At 65.1% G+C, this 19,425-nt stretch carries 23 protein-coding genes; 16 read left to right on the top strand and 7 right to left on the bottom strand.

Features of this window, described 5'->3' with window-relative positions:
• Window positions 1-167: 167 nt before the first annotated feature.
• The 3 genes from ACLV8F_RS11330 to ACLV8F_RS11320 are packed head-to-tail and all read left to right on the top strand — an operon-like array spanning window position 168 to window position 3,948.
• Complete coding sequence (locus ACLV8F_RS11330; protein ID WP_411884357.1) at window positions 168-1,880, top strand: long-chain fatty acid--CoA ligase; 1,713 nt, start codon at window positions 168-170, stop codon at window positions 1,878-1,880.
• Window positions 1,881-1,916: 36 nt separating this feature from the next.
• Window positions 1,917-3,029, top strand: a complete 1,113-nt coding sequence (locus ACLV8F_RS11325) for a mandelate racemase/muconate lactonizing enzyme family protein (RefSeq protein WP_411884316.1) — start codon at window positions 1,917-1,919, stop codon at window positions 3,027-3,029.
• 16 nt (window positions 3,030-3,045) lie between these two features.
• Complete coding sequence (locus ACLV8F_RS11320; protein WP_411884315.1) at window positions 3,046-3,948, top strand: ion transporter; 903 nt, start codon at window positions 3,046-3,048, stop codon at window positions 3,946-3,948.
• A gap of 2 nt (window positions 3,949-3,950) precedes the next feature.
• Here ACLV8F_RS11320 and ACLV8F_RS11315 read toward each other — a convergent pair whose 3' ends face one another.
• Window positions 3,951-4,508: a YaeQ family protein gene (locus ACLV8F_RS11315; protein WP_411884314.1), complete on the bottom strand. Its 558-nt coding sequence runs from the start codon at window positions 4,506-4,508 to the stop codon at window positions 3,951-3,953.
• A 109-nt stretch (window positions 4,509-4,617) separates the two neighbouring features.
• On the opposite strand from ACLV8F_RS11315, the gene ACLV8F_RS11310 reads away from it, so the two are divergent.
• Both ACLV8F_RS11310 and ACLV8F_RS11305 read left to right on the top strand, forming a co-directional pair.
• Complete coding sequence (locus ACLV8F_RS11310) at window positions 4,618-5,616, top strand: LLM class flavin-dependent oxidoreductase (protein WP_411884356.1); 999 nt, start codon at window positions 4,618-4,620, stop codon at window positions 5,614-5,616.
• 54 nt (window positions 5,617-5,670) lie between these two features.
• The gene (locus tag ACLV8F_RS11305; RefSeq protein WP_411884313.1) at window positions 5,671-6,714 is read left to right on the top strand and encodes a methionine synthase; all 1,044 of its coding nucleotides are present in this window, start codon (window positions 5,671-5,673) and stop codon (window positions 6,712-6,714) included.
• 3 nt (window positions 6,715-6,717) lie between these two features.
• Here ACLV8F_RS11305 and ACLV8F_RS11300 read toward each other — a convergent pair whose 3' ends face one another.
• Window positions 6,718-7,365, bottom strand: a complete 648-nt coding sequence (locus ACLV8F_RS11300; protein WP_411884312.1) for a TetR/AcrR family transcriptional regulator — start codon at window positions 7,363-7,365, stop codon at window positions 6,718-6,720.
• 37 nt (window positions 7,366-7,402) lie between these two features.
• Here ACLV8F_RS11300 and ACLV8F_RS11295 point away from each other — a divergent pair, with 37 nt between their 5' ends.
• From ACLV8F_RS11295 to ppk2, 9 genes are all read left to right on the top strand, one after another.
• The gene (locus tag ACLV8F_RS11295; RefSeq protein WP_411884311.1) at window positions 7,403-8,506 is read left to right on the top strand and encodes a DUF2855 family protein; all 1,104 of its coding nucleotides are present in this window, start codon (window positions 7,403-7,405) and stop codon (window positions 8,504-8,506) included.
• Window positions 8,507-8,534: 28 nt separating this feature from the next.
• Window positions 8,535-9,071, top strand: coding sequence for a cupin domain-containing protein (locus ACLV8F_RS11290; protein WP_411884310.1), 537 nt, complete (start codon window positions 8,535-8,537; stop codon window positions 9,069-9,071).
• Between the two features lie 166 nt (window positions 9,072-9,237).
• Window positions 9,238-9,894, top strand: a complete 657-nt coding sequence (locus ACLV8F_RS11285) for a glycine zipper 2TM domain-containing protein (RefSeq protein WP_411884309.1) — start codon at window positions 9,238-9,240, stop codon at window positions 9,892-9,894.
• 285 nt (window positions 9,895-10,179) lie between these two features.
• Window positions 10,180-10,461, top strand: coding sequence for a DUF427 domain-containing protein (locus tag ACLV8F_RS11280; protein ID WP_348047097.1), 282 nt, complete (start codon window positions 10,180-10,182; stop codon window positions 10,459-10,461).
• 159 nt (window positions 10,462-10,620) lie between these two features.
• Window positions 10,621-11,337 carry a class II aldolase/adducin family protein gene (locus tag ACLV8F_RS11275; RefSeq protein WP_411878766.1) on the top strand — a complete coding sequence of 239 codons (717 nt, stop codon included), beginning with the start codon at window positions 10,621-10,623 and terminating at the stop codon, window positions 11,335-11,337.
• A gap of 34 nt (window positions 11,338-11,371) precedes the next feature.
• Window positions 11,372-12,346, top strand: coding sequence for a Bug family tripartite tricarboxylate transporter substrate binding protein (locus ACLV8F_RS11270; RefSeq protein ID WP_411884308.1), 975 nt, complete (start codon window positions 11,372-11,374; stop codon window positions 12,344-12,346).
• A gap of 204 nt (window positions 12,347-12,550) precedes the next feature.
• Window positions 12,551-12,988, top strand: a complete 438-nt coding sequence (locus tag ACLV8F_RS11265) for a universal stress protein (protein ID WP_411884307.1) — start codon at window positions 12,551-12,553, stop codon at window positions 12,986-12,988.
• A 47-nt stretch (window positions 12,989-13,035) separates the two neighbouring features.
• Entirely contained in the window at window positions 13,036-13,275 is a 240-nt protein-coding gene (locus ACLV8F_RS11260; RefSeq protein WP_411884306.1) for a YdcH family protein, read from the top strand.
• A gap of 137 nt (window positions 13,276-13,412) precedes the next feature.
• A complete protein-coding gene (gene ppk2, locus ACLV8F_RS11255) occupies window positions 13,413-14,315 on the top strand; it encodes a polyphosphate kinase 2 (protein ID WP_411884355.1) in 903 nt (300 codons plus the stop codon).
• 111 nt (window positions 14,316-14,426) lie between these two features.
• On the opposite strand, the gene ACLV8F_RS11250 is transcribed toward ppk2, so the two are convergent.
• Both ACLV8F_RS11250 and ACLV8F_RS11245 read right to left on the bottom strand, forming a co-directional pair.
• Window positions 14,427-15,182 (bottom strand): SDR family NAD(P)-dependent oxidoreductase, encoded by a 756-nt coding sequence (locus ACLV8F_RS11250; RefSeq protein WP_411884305.1) that lies wholly within the window; start codon window positions 15,180-15,182, stop codon window positions 14,427-14,429.
• A 41-nt stretch (window positions 15,183-15,223) separates the two neighbouring features.
• On the bottom strand, window positions 15,224-15,922 hold the full coding sequence (locus ACLV8F_RS11245) for an RluA family pseudouridine synthase (protein WP_411884304.1): 699 nt from the start codon (window positions 15,920-15,922) through the stop codon (window positions 15,224-15,226).
• 42 nt (window positions 15,923-15,964) lie between these two features.
• Here ACLV8F_RS11245 and atpE point away from each other — a divergent pair, with 42 nt between their 5' ends.
• Window positions 15,965-16,201 carry a F0F1 ATP synthase subunit C gene (gene atpE, locus ACLV8F_RS11240; protein WP_007868318.1) on the top strand — a complete coding sequence of 79 codons (237 nt, stop codon included), beginning with the start codon at window positions 15,965-15,967 and terminating at the stop codon, window positions 16,199-16,201.
• 6 nt (window positions 16,202-16,207) lie between these two features.
• Here atpE and ACLV8F_RS11235 read toward each other — a convergent pair whose 3' ends face one another.
• From ACLV8F_RS11235 to ACLV8F_RS11225, 3 genes are read right to left on the bottom strand one after another with little or no spacing between them, the layout of a single operon-like run.
• Complete coding sequence (locus ACLV8F_RS11235; protein ID WP_411884354.1) at window positions 16,208-16,522, bottom strand: VF530 family DNA-binding protein; 315 nt, start codon at window positions 16,520-16,522, stop codon at window positions 16,208-16,210.
• Window positions 16,523-16,528: 6 nt separating this feature from the next.
• Window positions 16,529-16,672 (bottom strand): hypothetical protein, encoded by a 144-nt coding sequence (locus ACLV8F_RS11230; protein WP_348047090.1) that lies wholly within the window; start codon window positions 16,670-16,672, stop codon window positions 16,529-16,531.
• Window positions 16,673-16,721: 49 nt separating this feature from the next.
• The gene (locus ACLV8F_RS11225) at window positions 16,722-18,044 is read right to left on the bottom strand and encodes an NAD(P)/FAD-dependent oxidoreductase (RefSeq protein ID WP_411884303.1); all 1,323 of its coding nucleotides are present in this window, start codon (window positions 18,042-18,044) and stop codon (window positions 16,722-16,724) included.
• A gap of 122 nt (window positions 18,045-18,166) precedes the next feature.
• Between ACLV8F_RS11225 and ACLV8F_RS11220 the strand changes: the two genes are divergently transcribed.
• Window positions 18,167-19,402 carry an MFS transporter gene (locus ACLV8F_RS11220; RefSeq protein ID WP_411884302.1) on the top strand — a complete coding sequence of 412 codons (1,236 nt, stop codon included), beginning with the start codon at window positions 18,167-18,169 and terminating at the stop codon, window positions 19,400-19,402.
• Window positions 19,403-19,425 lie beyond the last annotated feature (23 nt).

The following is a 19,425-nucleotide window of genomic DNA, read 5'->3' as shown; positions in this document are numbered from 1 at the left end:
GGGTCGCCCAAGCGACAGTGTTTTATCGGGGGCTTCCCGGATGTGGGGGAGGCCGACTCGGGTTAGGCTGAGACCCCAAGTCCGCACTTGCCTGGAGCCCTTTCTTGACCCCTGAATCCGATAGCGGCCGGGCCGCCCCCGCCGCCCCTGTCACCACCCCGCACAACCTGCACCACCAGGTCTGGCCCAAGCGCCTGCCGCGCAGCATCACGCCGCCGGCGACCTCGCTGTGGCACAACCTGGCGGTCAGCGCGCTGCGCTTTCCCGACAAGCCCGCGCTGGTGTTTTTCAACCGTGTGTTTCATTACGCCGAGGTGCTGCGCCAGGCCGAGCGCCTGGCCGCCACCCTGCACCGCCTGGGTGTGCGCGGCGGCGACCGTGTGCTGCTCGACATGCAGAACTGCCCGCAGTGGGTGATCGCGCACTTTGCCATCCTGCGCGCCAATGCGGTGGTGGTGCCGGTCAACCCCATGAACCGGGCCGAGGAACTGAAGCACTACATCACCGACCCCGACGTGAAAGTCGCCATCATCGCGGCCGACCTGGCGGGTGAACTGGCCAGGGCCAACGCGCAGCTGGCACCGGCCGAGCGGCTGGCGCACATGGTGGTCACGCATTACAGCGATGCCTTCGACATGAGTCTGGAAGGGGCCGGCGCGGGCGACACCGCAATGCCGCCGGCCTGGCGTGAGTGGCTGGGCACGCGCCACGCGCCGCCGGTGCTGGAAGGCGGCACGGTGATGGACTGGGCCGACGCGACGGCGGGCGCGGCCTACGATGCCGGCGAGTTGCCGCCGCACACCGCCACGCCGCAGGACCTGGCCGTGCTGCCCTACACCAGCGGCACCACCGGCCTGCCCAAGGGCTGCATGCACACCCACGCCAGCCTGATGCACAACGCCGTCGGCAGCTGCCTCTGGGGCAACAGCACCTTTGAGAACGTGGTGCTGTCGGTGGTGCCCATGTTCCACATCACCGGCATGGTGTCGGTGATGCACGCGTCCATCTACGGCGGTTCGACGCTGGTCATCATGCCGCGCTGGGACCGCGAACTGGCCGGGCGGCTGATCTCGCGCTGGCGTGTGACGCACTGGACCAACATCCCGACCATGGTCATAGACCTGCTGGGCAGCCCCAATTTCGCTGATTTCAATTTGAGCAGCCTGGTCTACATAGGCGGTGGCGGCGCGGCCATGCCGCAGGCCGTGGCCCAGCGCCTGTGGGAGCAATACGGCCTGCGCTTCGCCGAAGGCTACGGCCTCACCGAAACCGCCGCGCCCTCGCACAGCAACCCGCCCGACGCGACCAAACAGCAATGCCTGGGCGTGCCTTTCCTGAGCACCGATGCGCGCGTGATAGACCCGCTCACGCTTAAAGAGATGCCGCAGGGCGAGCAGGGCGAGATCGTCATGTGCGGGCCGCAGAACTTCCAGGGCTACTGGAAGCGGCCCGACGCCACGGCCGCCGCCTTCATCGAACTCGACGGCAAGCGTTTCTTCCGCTCCGGCGACCTGGGACGCATGGACGAGCAGGGCTACTTCTTCATCACTGACAGGCTCAAGCGCATGATCAACGCCTCGGGCTTCAAGGTCTGGCCGGCCGAGGTGGAGGCGCTGATGTTCAAGCACCCGGCCATCCAGGAGGCCTGCATCATCTCCACGCACGACGCCTACCGCGGTGAAACCGTCAAGGCCGTGGTGGTGCTGCGCCCCGCCGCAAAAGGGCAAACCAGCGAGGAAGACATCATCGGCTGGTGCCGGGATAACATGGCGGCTTACAAATACCCGCGTGTGGTGCAGTTTGTCGATGCGCTGCCCAAAAGCGGCTCGGGCAAAGTCATGTGGCGCACGCTGCAGGAAGCCGAGCAGCGCGAGTCGTGAGAGCCCGGCCTCCGTGCCCTGTTTCTGGAGAGCGTTTTGAAAATCACTTCGGTCAAGCCCTTCATCCTGCACGTGCCCGTGACAGGCTCGCAAATCGCCGACAGCACGCACACCATCTCGCACTGGGGTGTGGTGGGCGCGCAGATAGACACCGACACCGGCCTCAGCGGGTTCGGCTTTACCGGCACCCATGCGCACCTGCCCAGCGACCACCTGATCACGCGCTGCATTGAAACCTGCCACGCGCCGCTGCTGATAGGGGAGGACGCGCTGGACACCAACCGCCTCTGGCTCAAGCTCGCTCGCAACCCTGCCCTGCAGTGGGTGGGGCGCGCCGGCATCACCACGCTGTCGCAGGCCGCCATCGACATCGCGCTATGGGACTTGAAAGCCAAGGCCGCGGGCGTGCCGCTGTGGAAGTTGCTGGGCGGCCAGGTGCGCGACAAGGTGCGGGCCTACAACACCGACATCGGCTGGCTCAGCATCCCCGACGAGCAACTGGTGGCCGGCGCGAAGCGCGCGGTGGACGAGGGTTTTACCGGCATCAAGGTCAAGATAGGCTCCAGCGTGGACCGCGACCTCAAGCGGCTGGAGGCGGTGCGCCGCGCCATAGGCCCGTCCATCACCATGGCCACCGACGGCAACGGCAAGTGGGACCTGCCCACCTGCCAGCGCTTTTGCCGCGCGGCGGAATGCCTGGATATTTTTTGGATCGAAGAGCCGCTCTGGCACGACGACGTGAAAGGCCACGCGCAGCTGGCGCGCGGCACCAGCATCCCGGTGGCATTGGGCGAGCAGCTCTACACGCACGACGCCTTCGCCGAGTTCTTCCACCAGGAGGCCATCCACTGGGTGCAGCCCGACGTGACGCGCATGGGCGGCATCACCGAAGTGCTGCGGGTCTGCGACACCGCGCATTCCTACCGCCTGCCGGTGGCGCCGCATGCGGGCGACATGAGCCAGGTGCACGTGCACCTGAGTTACGCGCACCCCGCTTGCACGGTGCTGGAATACATCCCCTGGATCAAGGACTGCTTCCTGGAGCCCGCCCAGGTGGTGGACGGCCACTTCAGCCTGCCGCAGCAGCCGGGCGCCAGCACCACGCCGACGGAAGCGGCCTGGGCGAAGTTCCGCCAGGCCACGGCCTGAGCGCGGCGCGGCACCCATGGCCCAAAAACCCGCCCCACCCACACCCGAAGACTTCGGCGGCAAGCCGCTGGCCGGCTGGCGCCTGCGCCTGTACACCATCATCTTCGAGGCCGACACGCGCGCCGGAAGGCTGTTCGACAAGGCGCTGATCGCCATCATCCTGGTCAGCATCGCTGTCGTAATGGCCGACAGCGTGCAATCCATCCACGCCTCGCACGGGCGCACCTTCGCGGTGGTCGAGTGGATCTTCACGCTGCTGTTCACCGCCGAATACCTCGCGCGCCTGCTGTGCGTGCGCAGGCCGCTGCAGTACGCCACCAGCTTTTTCGGCATCATCGACTTGATCGCCGTGCTGCCGACCTACCTGGCGCTGTTCTTCCCCGAGCTGCACGCGCTGATCGACGTGCGGGTGCTGCGCCTCTTGCGCGTGTTTCGCATCTTCAAGCTCGCCGCCTATGTGGCCGAATACCAGTCGCTGGGCCGGGCGCTGGCCGCCAGCGGGCGCAAAATCCTGGTCTTTCTGTCGGCCGTGGTCATGATGGTGCTGGTCATGGGCACGGTGATGTATGTGGTCGAAGGTCCGTCGAACGGCTTTACCAGCATCCCGACCTCGGTTTACTGGGCCATCAGCACCGTCACCACCGTGGGCTTTGGCGACATCACGCCCAAGACCGACCTGGGCCGGCTGATCTCGTCTTTCATGATGCTGCTGGGCTGGGGTATCCTGGCCGTGCCCACCGGCATCGTCACCGCCGAAATGGCGGCGGAGCGGCGCCTGCAGCATTTGGCCCTGCCCACCACACGTACCTGCCACGAATGCCTGACCGAGGGCCACCTGCCCGAGGCGGACTTTTGCTTTCATTGCGGCGTGAAGCTGCCGCCTTACCAGCACCAGGAAGCGAAGACTAAGGCCGGGTAATTTTATTCGCCGGCCGTCAACCGCCGCGGTGTGATCTCCACCGAACCGAGCGCGGTGCTCATCCACACCGTGCCGTCCTGCACCGTCACCTGCAACTGCATGCTGCGCTCGGCGAGTTTGGCCAGCGCCTGGCTTTCGGCCGCGTCAATCTGCCAGACCACCAGGTTGGAAGCGCGCGTGAGTTTGGTCTCGATGTTCTTCCACCAGACCGGCGTGCTGCTGGCAAAGCTGTAGACGCTGACGCGCTCGGCCCGGCCGGCGGCTTTCATCAGGCGCTTGTCGTCAGGCTGGCCCACGTCTATCCAGTGCAGGATCTGCTCGGTGTAGTCCTTGTGCCAGAGCGCGGCCTCGTCCACGTCCCAGAGGTCCTTGGCGAACTCCAGGTTGCCCTTTTTGTCGTCGGCCGGCACGTTGAGCGCGAAGGCCAGCAGGCGGATCATCATGCGTTCGTCGGCCTCCGACGGGTGGCGCGCAATCGTCACGCTGTGGTCGGCGTAGATGTTGCGGTCCATGTCGGACAACGCAAGCTGGGCTTTGTAAATGGTGGCTTTGAGTGCCATAGCGGGCGTGATCTGTTTCTTGTGGTGAAGCCTCTATTGGAACAGAGCCGCCCAAGGTAACCCCGGCCCAGCGGGATTTGGGCTCTCTGGCTATAGTCACCCGACCATGATCACGCTCTCCGTTCTCGACCAATCCGTCGCCGTCACCGGCCGCACGGAAGATGCCTCCATCCGTGAAACCCTGCAGTTGGCCCGCCACTGCGAGGCGCTGGGCTACCGCCGTTTCTGGGTGAGTGAGCACCACAGCCACCCCAGCATCGTCGGCTCCGCGCCCGAGGTGCTGATGGCCGCGATTGCCGCGACCACGAGCCGCATCCGCGTGGGCAGCGCCGGCGTGATGCTGCCGCACTATGCGGCGCTCAAGGTGGCCGAGCAGTTCCGCGTGCTCGAAGCCATCGCGCCGGGCCGCATAGACCTGGGCGTGGGCCGTGCGCCGGGCTCGGACATGCGCACGGCACGCCTGCTCAGCAGCGACCCGCGGCAGTCCGCGGAAAATTTTCCAATCCAGGTGCGCGAGCTGCAGGCCTGGCTGGCCGGCATAGACCTGCCTGAAGGCCACCCGGGCCGCGGCGTGACGGCCAACCCCATGGGGCCGACCACACCCGAGATGTGGATGTTGGGCAGCTCCGACTACGGCGCGCAGCTGGCGGCGCATTACGGCCTGCCTTATGCGTTTGCTTACTTCATCACCGACGGGCAGGGCGCCGAGCAGGCGCTGGAGCTCTACCGCGCCAATTACCGCCCCAGCCCGCGGCACCCCGCGCCGCAGGCCGTACTGTGTGTGTGGGCGCTTGCGGCCGACACCGAAGCGGAGGCCTGGCACCATTTTTCGGGCCGCGAGCGCTGGAAGATAGACCGCAACCGCGGCGCGCTGGCGGCCTTGCCGTCACCCGAAGAAGTGGCGCAGCGGCCCTATACGCCGGCCGAACAGGTGGAGGCCGCCAAGCTCAGGGCCGGCGCGCTGGTCGGCAGCGGCCCGCAGGTCGCCGCCAAACTGCGGACACTGGCGAATACACTCGAGGTTGAAGAGCTGGTGGTGATCACCTGGGCGCACGACCCGGTGGCCCGCCGGCGCTCATACGAACTGCTGGCGCGCGAGTTTTTCTGAATTTGCTGAAGTACCGCGCGATGAACAACAAACTTTGAGACAAGGAACAAATCCATGACCACACCCTCCGCACGGCCGCTTTTCAGCGCCACCATCGCCGGCAGCCTGCCCAAACCCGCCTGGCTCTCCGAAACCAACAAGCTCTGGCCGCAGTGGAAGGCCGAAGGCGACGAACTCAAGCAGGCCAAGGCCGATGCCACGCTGCTGTGGATCAAGGCGCAGGAAGATGCGGGCCTGGACGTGATCGGCGACGGCGAGCAGTCGCGCCAGCATTTTGTGCACGGCTTCCTTGAGCAGGTCGAGGGCATAGACTTCGAGCACAAGGTCAAGATGGGCATACGCAACAACCGTTACGATGCCATGGTGCCGCAGGTGGTGTCGGCGCTCAAGCTCAAGGGCCGCGTGCATGCGGCCGAGGCGCGCCTGCTGCGCGCGCACACCGACAAAAAAATCAAGTTCACCCTGCCCGGGCCCATGACCATTGTCGACACCGTGGCGGACCAGTTCTACGGCGACAAATTCAAGATGGCCATGGCTTTTGCCGAGCTGCTGAACCAGGAAGCGCTGGCCCTGCAGGCCGACGGCGTGGACATCATCCAGTTCGACGAGCCGGCTTTCAACGTCTACATGAAAGAAGCCGCCGACTGGGGCGTGAAGGCGCTGGAGCGAGCGGCGCAAGACCTCACCTGCACGACGGCCGTGCACATCTGCTACGGCTACGGCATCAAGGCCAACACCGACTGGAAGGCCTCGCTGGGCGAGGAATGGCGGCAGTATGAAACCGTGTTCCCGGCGCTGGCCAAAAGCACCATACGCCAGGTCAGCCTGGAGTGCTACCACTCGCACGTGCCGCCGCACCTGATGGCGCTGCTCGAGGGCAAGGACGTGATGGTCGGCGTGATCGACGTGGCCAGCGACGAGATTGAAACACCCGAGCAAGTGGCCGACACCATAGGCAAGGCGCTGCAGTACGTGCCCAAGAACCGCCTGCTGCCGTGCACCAATTGCGGCCTGGCGCCCATGGACCGCGAAGTGGCGCTCAAGAAATTGCAGGCTTTGGCGCAAGGTGCCGCGCTGGCGCGCGAGCGCTACAAATAAACCTTATTCAGGTTTGATGAGCGCCAGGCACAGCTTCTCCATCTGGCGCGCCCATTCAACGCTTTCGGCCTCGCTAAGGCCAATCAGCAAGCCGTAGCGGCGCCCGCCCCAGACCGCCAGGTGCATGGCCTGGATGGCTTCGGCGGAAGGCTGTTGCGGCAGATCGGTGCAGGCGTCAAACACGCGCATCCAGGCGGCCAGCAATTCCTCGTGAACGCGCCTGTGGTGCTTGCCTTCGGCAATGCCGGTTTCCAGCGCCAGCATGCCGGCGTCGAACCAGGGCAGCTCGGGCGTGTCGGCGCCGCAGGCCAGGCGGACCAGCGTGCGCAGCCTTTGTTCCGCGCTGAGCCCGGGCGGTGTGACCGCCTGTTCTTCAATCGCCTGCAGCAACCGCTCCATGCAGTGCCGCACATAACCCGACAGCAGCGCGGCCTTGTTGGGGAAATAGTCATACAAGGTGCCGATAGCCACGCCGGTTTCCAGCGCCACCGCGCGCGTGCTCGCGCCGTCCCAGCCGTCGCGACGCCAAATCCGAACAAAGGCGTCGTAAATCGCCTGCACGGTGAACACCGCCCTGGCCTGCGTGGGGCGTTTCAGGGGTTTGGCGGCCGGCGGTTTTCCGAACCCGTGAGGCGGTTGGCGGCTATACATTGGTCATCACTCGCCGATCAAGGAGGAAAGAGACACCATGAACAACCAGGCCCTGCTGACGCGGCTGCTCACGCGCAAAAATGCATTGAATCACACGCGGGTGGACCGGCAAGAGCGCCCAGGCGACACGCCGGGCGAAGCCGTCCTCAAAATCCGGCGCGTGGCCGTCACCACCAACAACATCACCTACGCCGCCTTTGGCGAGGCCATGCAGTACTGGGATTTCTTCCCAACCGGCGAGGCGGACTGGGGCCATATGCCGGTGTGGGGCTTCGCCGACGTGGAAAGCTCCAGCGTGCCGGGCGTGGAAGTGGGTGAACGCTTTTACGGCTACTTTCCCATCGCCAGCCATTTGCGCGTGCAGCCCGAGCGCGTGACGGAGCGCGGCTTTTACGACGGCGCCGCGCACCGCAAGGCCCTGACCTCGGCCTACAACCAGTACATGCGCTGCAGCGCCGACGCCGCCTACCGCCCCGAAGACGAGAACTACCAGATGCTGGTGCGGCCGCTGTTCATCACCTCTTTCATGCTGGCGGATTTTTTGCAGGACAACGCGTTTTTCGGCGCGCGGCAACTGGTGTTCTCCAGCGCATCGAGCAAGACCGCCTATGGCACGGCTTTTTGCCTGGAGGCTTTTCCGCAGGTCAAACGCATCGCGCTGACATCGGCGCGCAACAAGGGCTTCGTCGAGGCGCTGGGCTGCTACGGCGAGGTGGCGAGTTACGAGGAATTGCCGAAGCTGGATAGCGGCAAGCCCACGCTGTATGTGGATTTTTCGGGCGATGAAAGCCTGCGTATCGCGGTGCACACACATTTCGGTGACTCGCTGGTCTACGACTGCTATGCGGGTTCGGCGCAGAACACGCAGTTCCTGCGTCCGCTGGACATGCCGGGCCCCGAGCCGAAGTTTTACTTCGCGCCGGTACAGATTAAAAAGCGCAACGCCGACTGGGGCCATGCGGTGGTCAACCAGCGCTTTAACGACGCGCAGCTGGCTTTCATACGCCGCGTCAGCGATGCCGGCCGGCCCTGGATGAAACTGCGTGAGCACCGCGGTTTTGAGGCGGCGCAAGCCCTGATCGACGACATGCATGGCGGGCGCATGGATCCCCTGCAAGGGCATGTGGTGGTGCTGGACTGAATACAGGGCGCTGGTGTACGCTGGCGGCATGAGCCACGACCCCACGCTTCCCCACCACCCTCACGACCATGACCACGATCATTCCCATGGTCCGGGACAGGCCGACCCGCCCTGGAAGCACGACGGCGTGCGCGTGATTGCGGGCAACCAGCTCGACAGCAACACCGCGCAGACGCCCGGCATGGACAGGCGGGCCGCGATCAACTTCGCCCGCGTGGGCGCGCAAAAACTGTGGGCCGGCACCGTCACCATCCATGCCGACGCCAAGACCGGCGCGCATCACCACGGCCACCTGGAAAGCGTGATCTACGTGATACGCGGCAGGGCCCGCATGCGCTGGGGCGACCATCTCGAGTTCACCGCAGAAGCGGGGCCGGGCGATTTCATCTATGTGCCGCCCTATGTGCCGCACCAGGAAATCAACGCCAGCCCGACCGAGGTGCTCGAGTGCGTGTTGTGCCGCAGCGACGGCGAGGCCGTGGCCGTCAACCTCGACATAGAACCTGTCGAGAAACCCGACACCGTGCTCTGGGTGGACCCGACCCACCCCCACGGAGGCGTGTAAACCCCCGGTGAAGGCTTTGTGAGGGCTGAATAAAGGCCGGCAGATGTGCGCATAAACGCACGCTTTCAAGGGGACGCGGAAAGTTTTCCTTACGAATGTCACCTCGTCCTACAGCATGTATCAAGCGCCGTGGTTACAACTGAGACTCACACAGAAGGAGTCCATCATGGATACCAACAACCAGGTTACCAACGCCCCAGTTTCCCAGCCGGGGCAACCGGGATTTTCCCAACGCATGCAGCACAGCAAGGCGCTCGTCGCCATTGTTGCGGTGCTCGGCGTCACCGTCATGGCGCTGGCCGCCGCGCTGGTCGTCAACCGCTCCGACGCGCAGCCCGGCGGCTCAGCCAACCTCAACGAACCCGCGCAGGTTTCCAAGCTGGCGGCGGACACCACCACCAAACCCGTAGCTGCCAAGCCGCGCCCCGCCCCTGTGGTGGTGGCGCAAGTGACGCCGCGCGCCAACGTCTGCGCCGCCTGCGGCACGGTCGAAGCCGTGACGCCGGTGCAGCGCCAGGGCCAGGTCAACGGCGTTGCCGTCGGCAACACCACCATAGGCTTGGGCACTGTTGCCGGCGGCGTGGTCGGCGGCCTGCTGGGCAACCAGGTGGGCGGCGGCAACGGCAAGACGGCCATGACCGTTCTGGGCGCGGCCGGCGGCGCCTTTGCCGGCAACCAGATTGAAAAGAACATGAAGAAGGTCACCGTCTATGAAGTGCGCGTGCGCATGGACGACGGCTCGGTGCGCAACATGGAAGTGTCCAGCGCCGTGGCCGTGGGCGCCAAGGTGATTGTTGAAGGCAAGAACCTGCGCCTTGCTTAAAAGCCCCCACGCTCCCCACTGCGTGTGGTTCGCTGCCCCGAGGGGCGTTGCGCCTGCGGTCTGGCAAAGCCAGTCCCGCGGCCCCTGCTGGTGAAGAGGGGACCACCGCTAGGTTTCCAAAAATACCGATGCCTGTCATCGGTATTTTTTTGGTTGCCTGCCGCCGTTGACGCGCCGGCGGTGAAAATAACCCCCGGACAGACAGGGCTCCCGCCCTTGCGCGTAGCATGGGCCCCTGGCCACCCTGATCCGACTCCGAACCCGCATCCGCAGAAAGACATTCCCATGAAAGCCATCTGGAACGGCGCAGTGATTGCGCAAAGCGACGACACCGTGGTGGTGGAAGGCAACCACTACTTCCCGGAAAGCGCGCTCAACCGCGACTACGTCACCTTCAGCAACCACCACACCATGTGCTCCTGGAAAGGGCAGGCCAGCTATTACTCGCTGCTGGTCAACGGCGAGATGAACACCGACGCCGCCTGGTACTACCCCGACCCCAAACCTGAAGCCGACAACATCAAGGGCCATATCGCCTTCTGGAAGGGCGTGAAGATCGAGCCCTGATGCCGGGGCCGAAAGCCAGCACGGCGGCAAGGCCGGCGAATGCAGGAACAGATCGGGTTTACCCTTTGTTTTCCGTCATTTGCCTGGAAAATCACCCATGTAATATGTATACTTATTAAAAAATAACCCTTCCGGTTATTGCCAATAAGGAGACTACACATGACGCTTCCCGCACCCGATTCCGCACTCGTCGAAAAACTCGTGATTGCCAACCGCATCCTCTACGCCCAGGGTGTGGTGGACGGCTTCGGCCATGTGAGCGTTCGTCATGACAAGTCGCCCGACCATTTCCTGCTGTCGTGCAACCGCGCGCCCGGCCTGGTCAAAAAAGCCGACATCCTCACCTACGACCTGAACGGCGACCTGGTGGAGCCGTCCACGCTGCGCTCCTACCTCGAGCGTTTCATCCACGGCGAGATCTACCGCGCGCGTCCCGACGTCATGGCGGTGGTGCACAGCCACTCGCCCAGCGTGATTCCTTTCGGCGTGACCGGCCAGCGCCTGCGCCCGATCTTTCACATGAGCGGTTTCCTGGGCAGCGGTTCGTCGCTGTATGAAATCCGCGAAGGCAACGGCAACACCGACCTGCTGATCCGCGACATGGGCCTGGGCAAGGACCTGGCCAAGGCGCTGGGCCAGCACACCTGCGTGCTGATGCGCGGCCACGGCTCGACCGTGGTGGCGCCCTCGCTGGAGCGCGCGGTCTACCGTGCCGTCTATGCCGAAGAAAACGCCAAATTGCAGCTCACCGCCAACGCGCTGGGCCCCATCGAATTCCTGACCCCCGAAGAAGCCGACAAGGCCATGAACACCAACGAAGGCCAGGTCATGCGGCCCTGGGAGTTGTGGAGCCGGGCCATCGGGACTGTTGAATAATTCCTCACCACCCGTCAACACGAAAAGGCAAACCATGAAATTCCCCAGACTGCTGGCACTCGCCGCCGTGATGTCCCTGAGCTGCATGGGCGCTACCCAGGCGTTGGCGCAGGACTACCCCTCGCGCGCCGTGCGCCTCATCGTGCCTTACGGCACGGGCGGCGGTTCCGACATCCTGGCGCGCCAGATCGGTGCGCGCCTGCAGGCCATGTGGGGCCAGGGCGTCGCGGTGGACAACCGCGCGGGCGCCTCGGGCAACATCGGCACCGAGGCCGTGGTGCATGCGCCGGCTGACGGCTACACGCTGCTGCTGCAGAACAGCACCATGGTGGTCAACCCGGCCGTCAACGGCAAGCTCAACTACGACCCGGAAAAAGACCTGACGCCCATCATGCTGCTGGGCCTCACGCCGATCGCGCTGGTGTCGCACCAGAGCACCAACATCAAGACGCTCAAGGAACTGGTCGCTTATTCCAAGGCCAATCCGAACGCGCTGAACTACGGCTCCTGCGGCGTCGGCACGCCCCAGCATTTCGTGATGGAACTGGTCAAGCAGAAGTCCGGCGTCGCCGCCACCAACGTGGGCTACAAGGGCTGCGCCCCGGCGCTCACCGACGTGGTCGGCGGCCAGGTGCAACTGGCCATCCTGAGCGCCAACCTCGCCGCGCCGCACCTGAAGACCGGCAAGCTCAATGCCATCGGTGTGTCGACCGCCACGCGCTACCAGCTGATGCCGCAGGTGCCCACGTTCGAAGAGCAGGGCCTCAAGCCGCTGGATTTCTCCATCTGGTACGCGCTCATGGGCCCGGCTAAGATGAAGCCTGAAGTGGTTGCCAAGATTTACGCCGACGTGCAAAAAGTGCTGGCCGAACCCGCCGTGAAAGAAAACCTTTCGGGCGCCGGTGTCGAGCCGCTGTCCGGCAACGGCGCGGCGCTGAGCAAGCTCATCAAGACCGACCTCGTGCGTTATTCGCAACTGGCCAAGTCGGCCAACATCAAGGCCGAATAAGCCGTCTCAAAGCCGCCCGCGCCTTGCCGCGCGGGCCGGCCGCTTTCGGCGCCTTGTCTGACGGCGCCCCGAAGCCCCATGATTTATAAATGATGCAAGGCCCGCTCCTTACGGAGCAGGCCATGGCAGGCCCACGCCGGCGTTCGCCGGCATTGACCCGGGAGGGGCGGGTGCCTGAGAATCTGTCCACAAGGAGATTCCGTCATGTACAAGCACATTCTGGTCCCCGTGGATGGCTCGGCCACCTCGCAAAAGGCCATCGCCAATGCGCTGGCCGTCGCCCAGGCCTTCAAGACCGACGTGACGGTCATCTACGTCATAGACCCTTATGCCTTCACCGGGGTGGGCACCGACTTCGCCTACGGCCAGGCCGAATACCTGAGCGCGGCCACGGCCGAGGCCAACGAGGCCCTCAAGACCGCCAAACAGGCTTTCGCCGGCGCCGGCATTACCGCGACCGGCTCGGTCGTCGAAGGCCACGCGATCTACCGCGGCATCCTGGACACCGCCGAATCCATCAACGCCGACCTCATCGTCATGGGATCGCACGGCCGGCGCGGGCTGGAAAAGCTGGTTCTGGGCAGCGTCACGGCGCAGGTGCTGTCGCATGCCCACTTGCCGGTGCTGGTGGTTCGGGACTAAGCTGTGGTTTCTCCGCGGCGTTCGCCGGCGGTACAAGGAGCTTTCCCATGGACTTGCTGAATCACGACCTGGCGCATGAGTTTCCGGAATACCTGCAGAAAATGCGCAGCCTCAAGGCGTCAGACCCGAAATTTTCCAGCCTCTTTGCCCAGTACGACGCCGACAACCATGCCATCGCCCGTTACGAGCAGGGCGTGGGCGCCATCACCGATGAGGCGCTGGAAGACCTGAAAAAAAGGCGGCTCAAGGTCAAGGACGAGATTTACCAGATCCTCAAAAAATCCTGAGCACTCCCGTTTCGCCGGGTATCTGCGCGGGGCTCGCGGGTTTTTCATCAAACTGCCATGCGGCTCCGGTACGCTGGGGGGTGACCGGCTTTCGGTTTTTGCGGGAGAAACCCTTGGATTCAAGCGACGAAGAATTGATGCGGCGTATCCGCAATGACCTGATCGACAGCTACGACGAAGAGCTGGAGATGGAACTCGAAGACCGCAGCGTGGCCGAGCTGATCGGCGAAGACGACGGCCGCAACCCGCAGGACGCGCTCAAGGACAAGGAATACCGCCGCCAGTATTTCCGCGAGCTGTTCCGCCTGCAGGCCGAACTGGTCAAGCTGCAGGACTGGGTGGTCGCCACCGGCCACAAGGTCGTCATTTTGTTTGAAGGGCGCGATGCCGCCGGCAAGGGCGGTGTCATCAAGCGCATCACCCAGCGCCTGAACCCGCGCGTGTGCCGCGTGGCCGCGCTGCCGGCCCCCAATGACCGTGAACGCACGCAGTGGTACTTCCAGCGCTACATCTCGCACCTGCCGGCGGCCGGCGAGATCGTGCTGTTCGACCGCAGCTGGTACAACCGCGCCGGCGTCGAGCGCGTCATGGGCTTCTGCACCGACGAGCAATACGAGGAATTTTTCCGTACCGTGCCCGAATTTGAAAAGATGCTGGGCCGCTCGGGCATACAGCTCATCAAGTACTGGTTTTCCATCTCCGACGAAGAGCAGCACCTGCGTTTCCTGGGCCGCATCCACGACCCGCTCAAGCAGTGGAAGCTCAGCCCCATGGACCTCGAGTCGCGCAGGCGCTGGGAGGAATACACCAAGGCCAAGGAAATCATGCTGGAGCGCACGCACATTCCCGAAGCCCCGTGGTGGGTGGTGCAGGCGGTCGACAAGAAAAAGGCGCGCCTGAACTGCATACACCACCTGCTGCAGCAGATGCCCTACCAGGAAACCGAACACCCGGCCATCGTGCTGCCGGATCGGGTGCGCCACGAAGACTATGTGCGCAACCCGGTCCCTCAGGACATCGTCGTACCGGAAGTTTACTAACACCCCCGTCCAGGCTCACTTCGTGTAGCCTGTTCCCCCCTTGCAGGGGGCGGCGCCTGGGGCCGGCGAAGCCGGACCCGCAGCCCCTGCTGGTTGGGCGCCCTGGTCTCTTCAGTCCCTTACGTCGGCGACGGGATTCGCGCCGAAGTCGGGGCGAGCCAAGAAGGCAATGATGCGCGCCGCCGCGTCGTCCGGCGAGGTCAGTGAACCGCCGGTTTTAAGTCCCACAAATGAAGCCCGGTCCGGAAACGCTTCCGACGCCGCCGCGCGCAATTGTTCCTGCATGCCGGTGTCGATCACGCCCGGCGCGAGTGAACAAACCTTGGCGCCTTGCGGCTTCAGGGCCTCTTCCAGCGCGAGGCTGCGCGTGAAGTGGTCCATGCCGGCCTTGGCGGCGCAGTAGGCGGCCTGCGAGGCCATGGCCTTGCGGCCCAGCCCTGACGAAATATTGAGCACCTTGCGCGGCGCTTTCCAGTCGCCGGTGGCGCGCAGGAAAGCGGCGGTGACCTGCATCGGCGCTTCCAGCCCGACGCGCAGCGCGCGGGCCAGGTCGCCGGCGTCGATCTCGCTCAGCGGCGCGATCTGCGGGATCACGCCAGCGTTGTTGATCAGCGTGGCGCTGGCCCAGGGGGCTTCAGCCTGCGAATCCTTGAGCCAGCTTTCCAGCTTGCCGTTCAGCGAGCCGCTGTCCGCCAGGTCGTGCTCCCATTGCAGCACGGTGGCGCCCACATGGCGGGCGTGCGCGTCCAGTTCAGGCACCGAAGTGCGGGAGATGCAAAGCACCGTGTGGCCGGCGCTGAGCAGTTGGCGCGCCATGGACAAGCCCATGCCACGCGATGCGCCAGTGAGGAGTGTGAGGTGTTTCATGACCCCATGGTAGCGCCGCAGCGGCCACGGCGCTTGCGGCCCTAAAAACCAGGCGCGCTGTCAAAGGACAGCGGCAAGCCGCTGGCCGGGTGCCTGAATTGCAGCGCAGTGGCGTGCAGCAACAGGCGCGGCGCCTTCGCTTGCACTTCCGCGGGCGCATACAGCGCGTCACCCTGGATGGGATGGCCCAGCGCCTGCAGGTGCACGCGCAACTGGTGCGAGCGGCCGGTGACGGGTTCGAGTTCCACACGCGTGGTGTTGGCGGCCGCATCAAAAGCCAGCACGCGCCAGCGTGTCTGGCTGGGTTTGCCGCGCCTGGCATCAATGATGCGCACCGGCCTTCGCGGCCAGTCCACGATGATGGGCAGGTCGATCAGGCTCCAGGCCTCTGCGCCGGCCGGTGCGGGCAGTCGGCCTTCGACCACGGCCACATAACGTTTGCCGACCTCGCGGCTTTCAAAACATTGGCTCAGCGCGCGCTGCATGGCCGCGCCGCGCGCCATCAGCATCAGGCCGGAAGTGGCCTGGTCCAGCCTGTGCACCACCAGCGCATCGGTGTAAACCGCCTGCACGCGCGCGCTCAGGCAATCCTGTTTGTCCTCGCCGCGCCCGGGCACTGCGAGCAGGCCGGCGGGCTTGTCCAGCACCAGCAGGCTGTCGTCGGCATGCAGCAACTCCACGCCGTGGATGGCGGTGCCATTACCTGGCAGGTCATTGTTCTGCGGCGAGGCGGCCTTCATGATTCAGTCATCAACAAAGTTTTAAACCAAGGAGAAAAAACCATGACCGACGCAGGTGCCATTGCCATTGCATGTGGATTGATCATAGGCCTGGGCGCCATAGGCGCCTGCCTGGGCATAGGCGCTATGGGCGGGCGCTTCCTGGAAGGGGCCGTGCGCCAGCCCGAAATGATGGAGCCGCTGCAGGTCAAGATGTTTTTGCTGGCCGGGCTGATCGACGCCAACTTCCTGATCGGGGTGGGCATCGCCATGATGCTCTTGTTTGCGAACCCGTTATAGGGCGCGCTAAGGGCGCGGCTTGGGCGGCGGGAAATTGTGAACCGGCGGGCTGCTGCGTCTGACTTCGCGCAGCATGAAAAGATAAAGGCTTTCGACCTTCTCGCGTGCCCAGGGGGTCTTGCGCAAAAACTTGAGGCTGGACGCCACGCTGGGCTCGCTGGTGAAGCAGCGTATGTTGATGCGCTGCCCCAGTTCTTCCCAGCCGTAGTGTTCGGCCAGCGCGGTGACGATGGCTTCCAAAGTAACGCCATGCAGCGGATTACCCGGCTGCGCTGAAGCGGCAGCCGGGGTGTTCGCAGACGGGTCGCCCGTTTCGGCCATCAAGGCTTATTTGTTCTTCAGCTTGCCGCGCAGCGGCACCTGGGTCACGACGGTCGGGCGCACCGCGTCGGGCGACACCGTCTTGGGCGGCGAGGTGTCTTTCTTCGGTTTCTTGACCATCTTGTTGTTGTTCTGCTGTCCTTTTGCCATGGTTTTCTCCTGTGGGTTGATAAAGGGGGATGCCTCATTATCAGTGTAATCAGTGCAACTTGATGCGCGGGCGATAGGTGCGGTCCAGCATTTCAGACAGGGTGATCAGCGCGGTTTTCTTGAAGCCGCCCAGCGCCAGCTGGTGCTGCTTGTGCAGGCCCCAGTACATCATCTTGGCCAGCTGGCCCTCGATGAAAAAGCTGCCCTTGGTCAGGCTGCCCATCAGGCTGCCGACCGAGGAATACTCGGACAGCGAGACCAGCGAGCCCTGGTCCTTGAAGACAAAAGGCGCGACCGGCTTGCCGGCGATGAGGTCGGGCAGCGAACGCGCCAGGTACATGGCCTGCTGGTAGGCGGCCTGTGCGCGCGGCGGCACCCAGGTGCCGTCGGGCTGCTGGCAGGCGGCGCAGTCGCCGAAGGCATAAATGTTTGCGTCGCGCGTGGTCTGCAGGTTGCCGTTGACGAGCAGCTGGTTGAGCTTGCTGGTCTCCAGCGCCTCACCGCCTTCGGGCGTGCCGCCCAGGCTGCGCAGGAAGTCCGCTGCTTTTACGCCGGCGGCCCACACCGTGATGCTGGACGAGACCACCTTGCCGCTGGCCATCTTCAGGCCGTCGGCGGTGACCTCGACCACTTTTTCATTGGTGTGCACCTCGATGGCCAGCTTGCGCAGCTCGCGCATGGCCGATTCGCTGAGGCGCTCGGGCAACTGGGCCAGCAGGCGCGGCGAGGCTTCCACCAGCACGATCTGCAGGTCTTTCTCGGGGTGGATGTGGTCGAAGCCGTAGTTGGCCAGCACGCGCGCCGCGGCGTGCAGCTCGGCGGCGAGCTCGACGCCGGTGGCGCCGCCGCCCACGATGGCCACCGTCAGGCGCCCGCTGCCGGCCATGCGCGGCACGGTCTGCGCGCGTATGCAGGCGTTGATCAGCCGGTCGTTAAAGCGCTTGGCCGCCTGCGGGCTGTCCAGCTTGATGGTGTGCTCGGCCGCGCCGGGCGTGCCGAAATCGTTGGTCTGGCTGCCCACGGCGATCACCAGTGTGTCGTAGCCCAGTTGCTGGGCCGGCGTGATCTCGCGGCCGGCCTCGTCGTGGCTGGCGGCCAGCTGCACCGTTTTGTTCTGCCGGTCCACGCCGGTGAGGCTGCCCAGGCGGAACTTGAAGTGGTTCCAGCGTGCCTGCGCCAGGTATTCGATTTCCTCGGCATGGGTGTCAAAACTGCCGGCGGCCAGCTGGTGCAGCAGCGGCTTCCAGACATGGGTGCGGGCGGCGTCCACCAGGGTGACTTCGGCCAGGCCTTTTTTGCCCAGGCGCTTGCCCAGCTGCGTAGCCAGCGCCAGTCCTCCGGCGCCTCCTCCAACGATGATGATGCGGTGCATAACGACCTCCTAGGTGTGTTGCTGTAGTTATGCCGCCATGTTAACTGCCGGGCGGGGCGCCGCCGGCGCCCATACCCCCTGAAGTGCAGCGTTGACAGGGCGCTGTTAAGCTTCACGCCCGCATGCCGACACACACGTTTAAAGAACTGACCCATCAGCGCGCCTACATGCGCATGTGGTTCGCAAGGATTTTCGGCACCACCGGCAATCAGATGCTGATGGTGGCGGTGGGCTGGCAGATGTACGACCTGACCGGCAGCGCCTGGGACCTGGGCCTCGTCGGGCTTTACCAGTTTGCGCCCGCGCTGCTGCTCACGCTGGTGGCGGGCCACGTCGCCGACCGCGTGCACCGCGGCCGCATCATCGCCGCCTGCCTGGTCACGCAAGCCACGGTGGCGATGATCCTGGTGGCGGCCACGCAGGGATGGGGTGCGCCGCACAGCTGGGCCTCGCGCGAGCTGCTGCTGGCGGTGTCGGTCATGCTGGGCGTGGCCCGCGCTTTCCAGATGCCGGCGCAGCAGGCGCTCACCCCGGTGCTGGTGCCGCCCGCCATGCTGCCGCGCGCCATGGCCTTCAGTTCGGCCGGCATGCAGGCCGCCGTGATAGGCGGGCCGGCGCTGGGCGGCGTGATTTTTGTGGCCGGCGCCACCGCGGTGTACGCCACCTGCGCTTTCCTTTTTGCCACCGGCTGCGTGCTCATTGCCGTGCTGCGCTACGACCACGCGCCGCCGCCGCGCGAGCCGGTGACCCTGCGCACGCTGCTGGCCGGCGTGGAATTCGTCTGGCAACGCAAGGCCCTGCTGGGCGCCGTGTCGCTGGATCTTTTTGCCGTGCTGCTGGGCGGTGCCACGGCGCTGCTACCCATGTTCGCCAAAGACATCCTGCACGTCGGGCCCTGGGGCCTGGGCCTGCTGCGCGGCGCGCCGGCGGCCGGCGCCTTGCTGATGTCGGCGGTGCTCACGCGCTGGCCGCTGGAGCGCCGCGTCGGGCCGACCATGCTGGCGGCGGTGGCGCTCTATGGCGTCTGCATGGTGGTATTTGGCCTGTCGACCAGCTTTGTGCTGTCGCTCATCGTGCTGGCCATCTCGGGCGGCGCCGACATGGTCAGCGTGGTGGTGCGCCAGACCCTGGTGCAGATCGAAACGCCCAACGAGATGCGCGGCCGCGTCAGCGCGGTGAACTCGGTCTTCATTGGTGCTTCCAACCAGCTTGGCGAATTTGAGTCGGGCGCCACGGCCGCGCTGCTGGGACCGGTGGGTTCGGTGGTGGCTGGCGGTGTGGGCACGCTGCTGGTGGCTGCGGCGTGGTTCAAGCTCTTCCCGCCGCTGTCGCGCCGGGACCGCATGGTGACTAAATAATCCCCACGCGTTTGGCCACCACT

It is taken from the genome of Polaromonas sp. YR568, assembly GCF_943369675.1.
GTDB lineage: Bacteria > Pseudomonadota > Gammaproteobacteria > Burkholderiales > Burkholderiaceae_C > Polaromonas.
Note: the sequence above shows the minus strand (reverse complement) of the source record. Positions and strands in the feature narration are given on the sequence as shown.

Bases quoted from the DNA above. Each gene is read 5' to 3' on its own strand.
- ACLV8F_RS11285 (WP_411884309.1), top strand. From the start codon at position 9,238: ATGGATACCAACAACCAGGTTACCAACGCCCCAGTTTCCCAGCCGGGG.
- ACLV8F_RS11265 (WP_411884307.1), top strand. From the start codon at position 12,551: ATGTACAAGCACATTCTGGTCCCCGTGGATGGCTCGGCCACCTCGCAA.
- ACLV8F_RS11295 (WP_411884311.1), top strand. From the start codon at position 7,403: ATGAACAACCAGGCCCTGCTGACGCGGCTGCTCACGCGCAAAAATGCA.
- ACLV8F_RS11290 (WP_411884310.1), top strand. From the start codon at position 8,535: ATGAGCCACGACCCCACGCTTCCCCACCACCCTCACGACCATGACCAC.
- ACLV8F_RS11225 (WP_411884303.1), bottom strand. From the start codon at position 18,044: ATGCACCGCATCATCATCGTTGGAGGAGGCGCCGGAGGACTGGCGCTG.
- ACLV8F_RS11230 (WP_348047090.1), bottom strand. From the start codon at position 16,672: ATGGCAAAAGGACAGCAGAACAACAACAAGATGGTCAAGAAACCGAAG.
- ACLV8F_RS11315 (WP_411884314.1), bottom strand. From the start codon at position 4,508: ATGGCACTCAAAGCCACCATTTACAAAGCCCAGCTTGCGTTGTCCGAC.
- ACLV8F_RS11280 (WP_348047097.1), top strand. From the start codon at position 10,180: ATGAAAGCCATCTGGAACGGCGCAGTGATTGCGCAAAGCGACGACACC.
- ACLV8F_RS11260 (WP_411884306.1), top strand. From the start codon at position 13,036: ATGGACTTGCTGAATCACGACCTGGCGCATGAGTTTCCGGAATACCTG.
- ACLV8F_RS11235 (WP_411884354.1), bottom strand. From the start codon at position 16,522: ATGGCCGAAACGGGCGACCCGTCTGCGAACACCCCGGCTGCCGCTTCA.
- ACLV8F_RS11300 (WP_411884312.1), bottom strand. From the start codon at position 7,365: ATGTATAGCCGCCAACCGCCTCACGGGTTCGGAAAACCGCCGGCCGCC.
- ppk2 (WP_411884355.1), top strand. From the start codon at position 13,413: ATGCGGCGTATCCGCAATGACCTGATCGACAGCTACGACGAAGAGCTG.
- ACLV8F_RS11305 (WP_411884313.1), top strand. From the start codon at position 5,671: ATGACCACACCCTCCGCACGGCCGCTTTTCAGCGCCACCATCGCCGGC.
- ACLV8F_RS11275 (WP_411878766.1), top strand. From the start codon at position 10,621: ATGACGCTTCCCGCACCCGATTCCGCACTCGTCGAAAAACTCGTGATT.
- atpE (WP_007868318.1), top strand. From the start codon at position 15,965: ATGACCGACGCAGGTGCCATTGCCATTGCATGTGGATTGATCATAGGC.
- ACLV8F_RS11220 (WP_411884302.1), top strand. From the start codon at position 18,167: ATGCCGACACACACGTTTAAAGAACTGACCCATCAGCGCGCCTACATG.
- ACLV8F_RS11320 (WP_411884315.1), top strand. From the start codon at position 3,046: ATGGCCCAAAAACCCGCCCCACCCACACCCGAAGACTTCGGCGGCAAG.
- ACLV8F_RS11270 (WP_411884308.1), top strand. From the start codon at position 11,372: ATGAAATTCCCCAGACTGCTGGCACTCGCCGCCGTGATGTCCCTGAGC.
- ACLV8F_RS11250 (WP_411884305.1), bottom strand. From the start codon at position 15,182: ATGAAACACCTCACACTCCTCACTGGCGCATCGCGTGGCATGGGCTTG.
- ACLV8F_RS11245 (WP_411884304.1), bottom strand. From the start codon at position 15,922: ATGAAGGCCGCCTCGCCGCAGAACAATGACCTGCCAGGTAATGGCACC.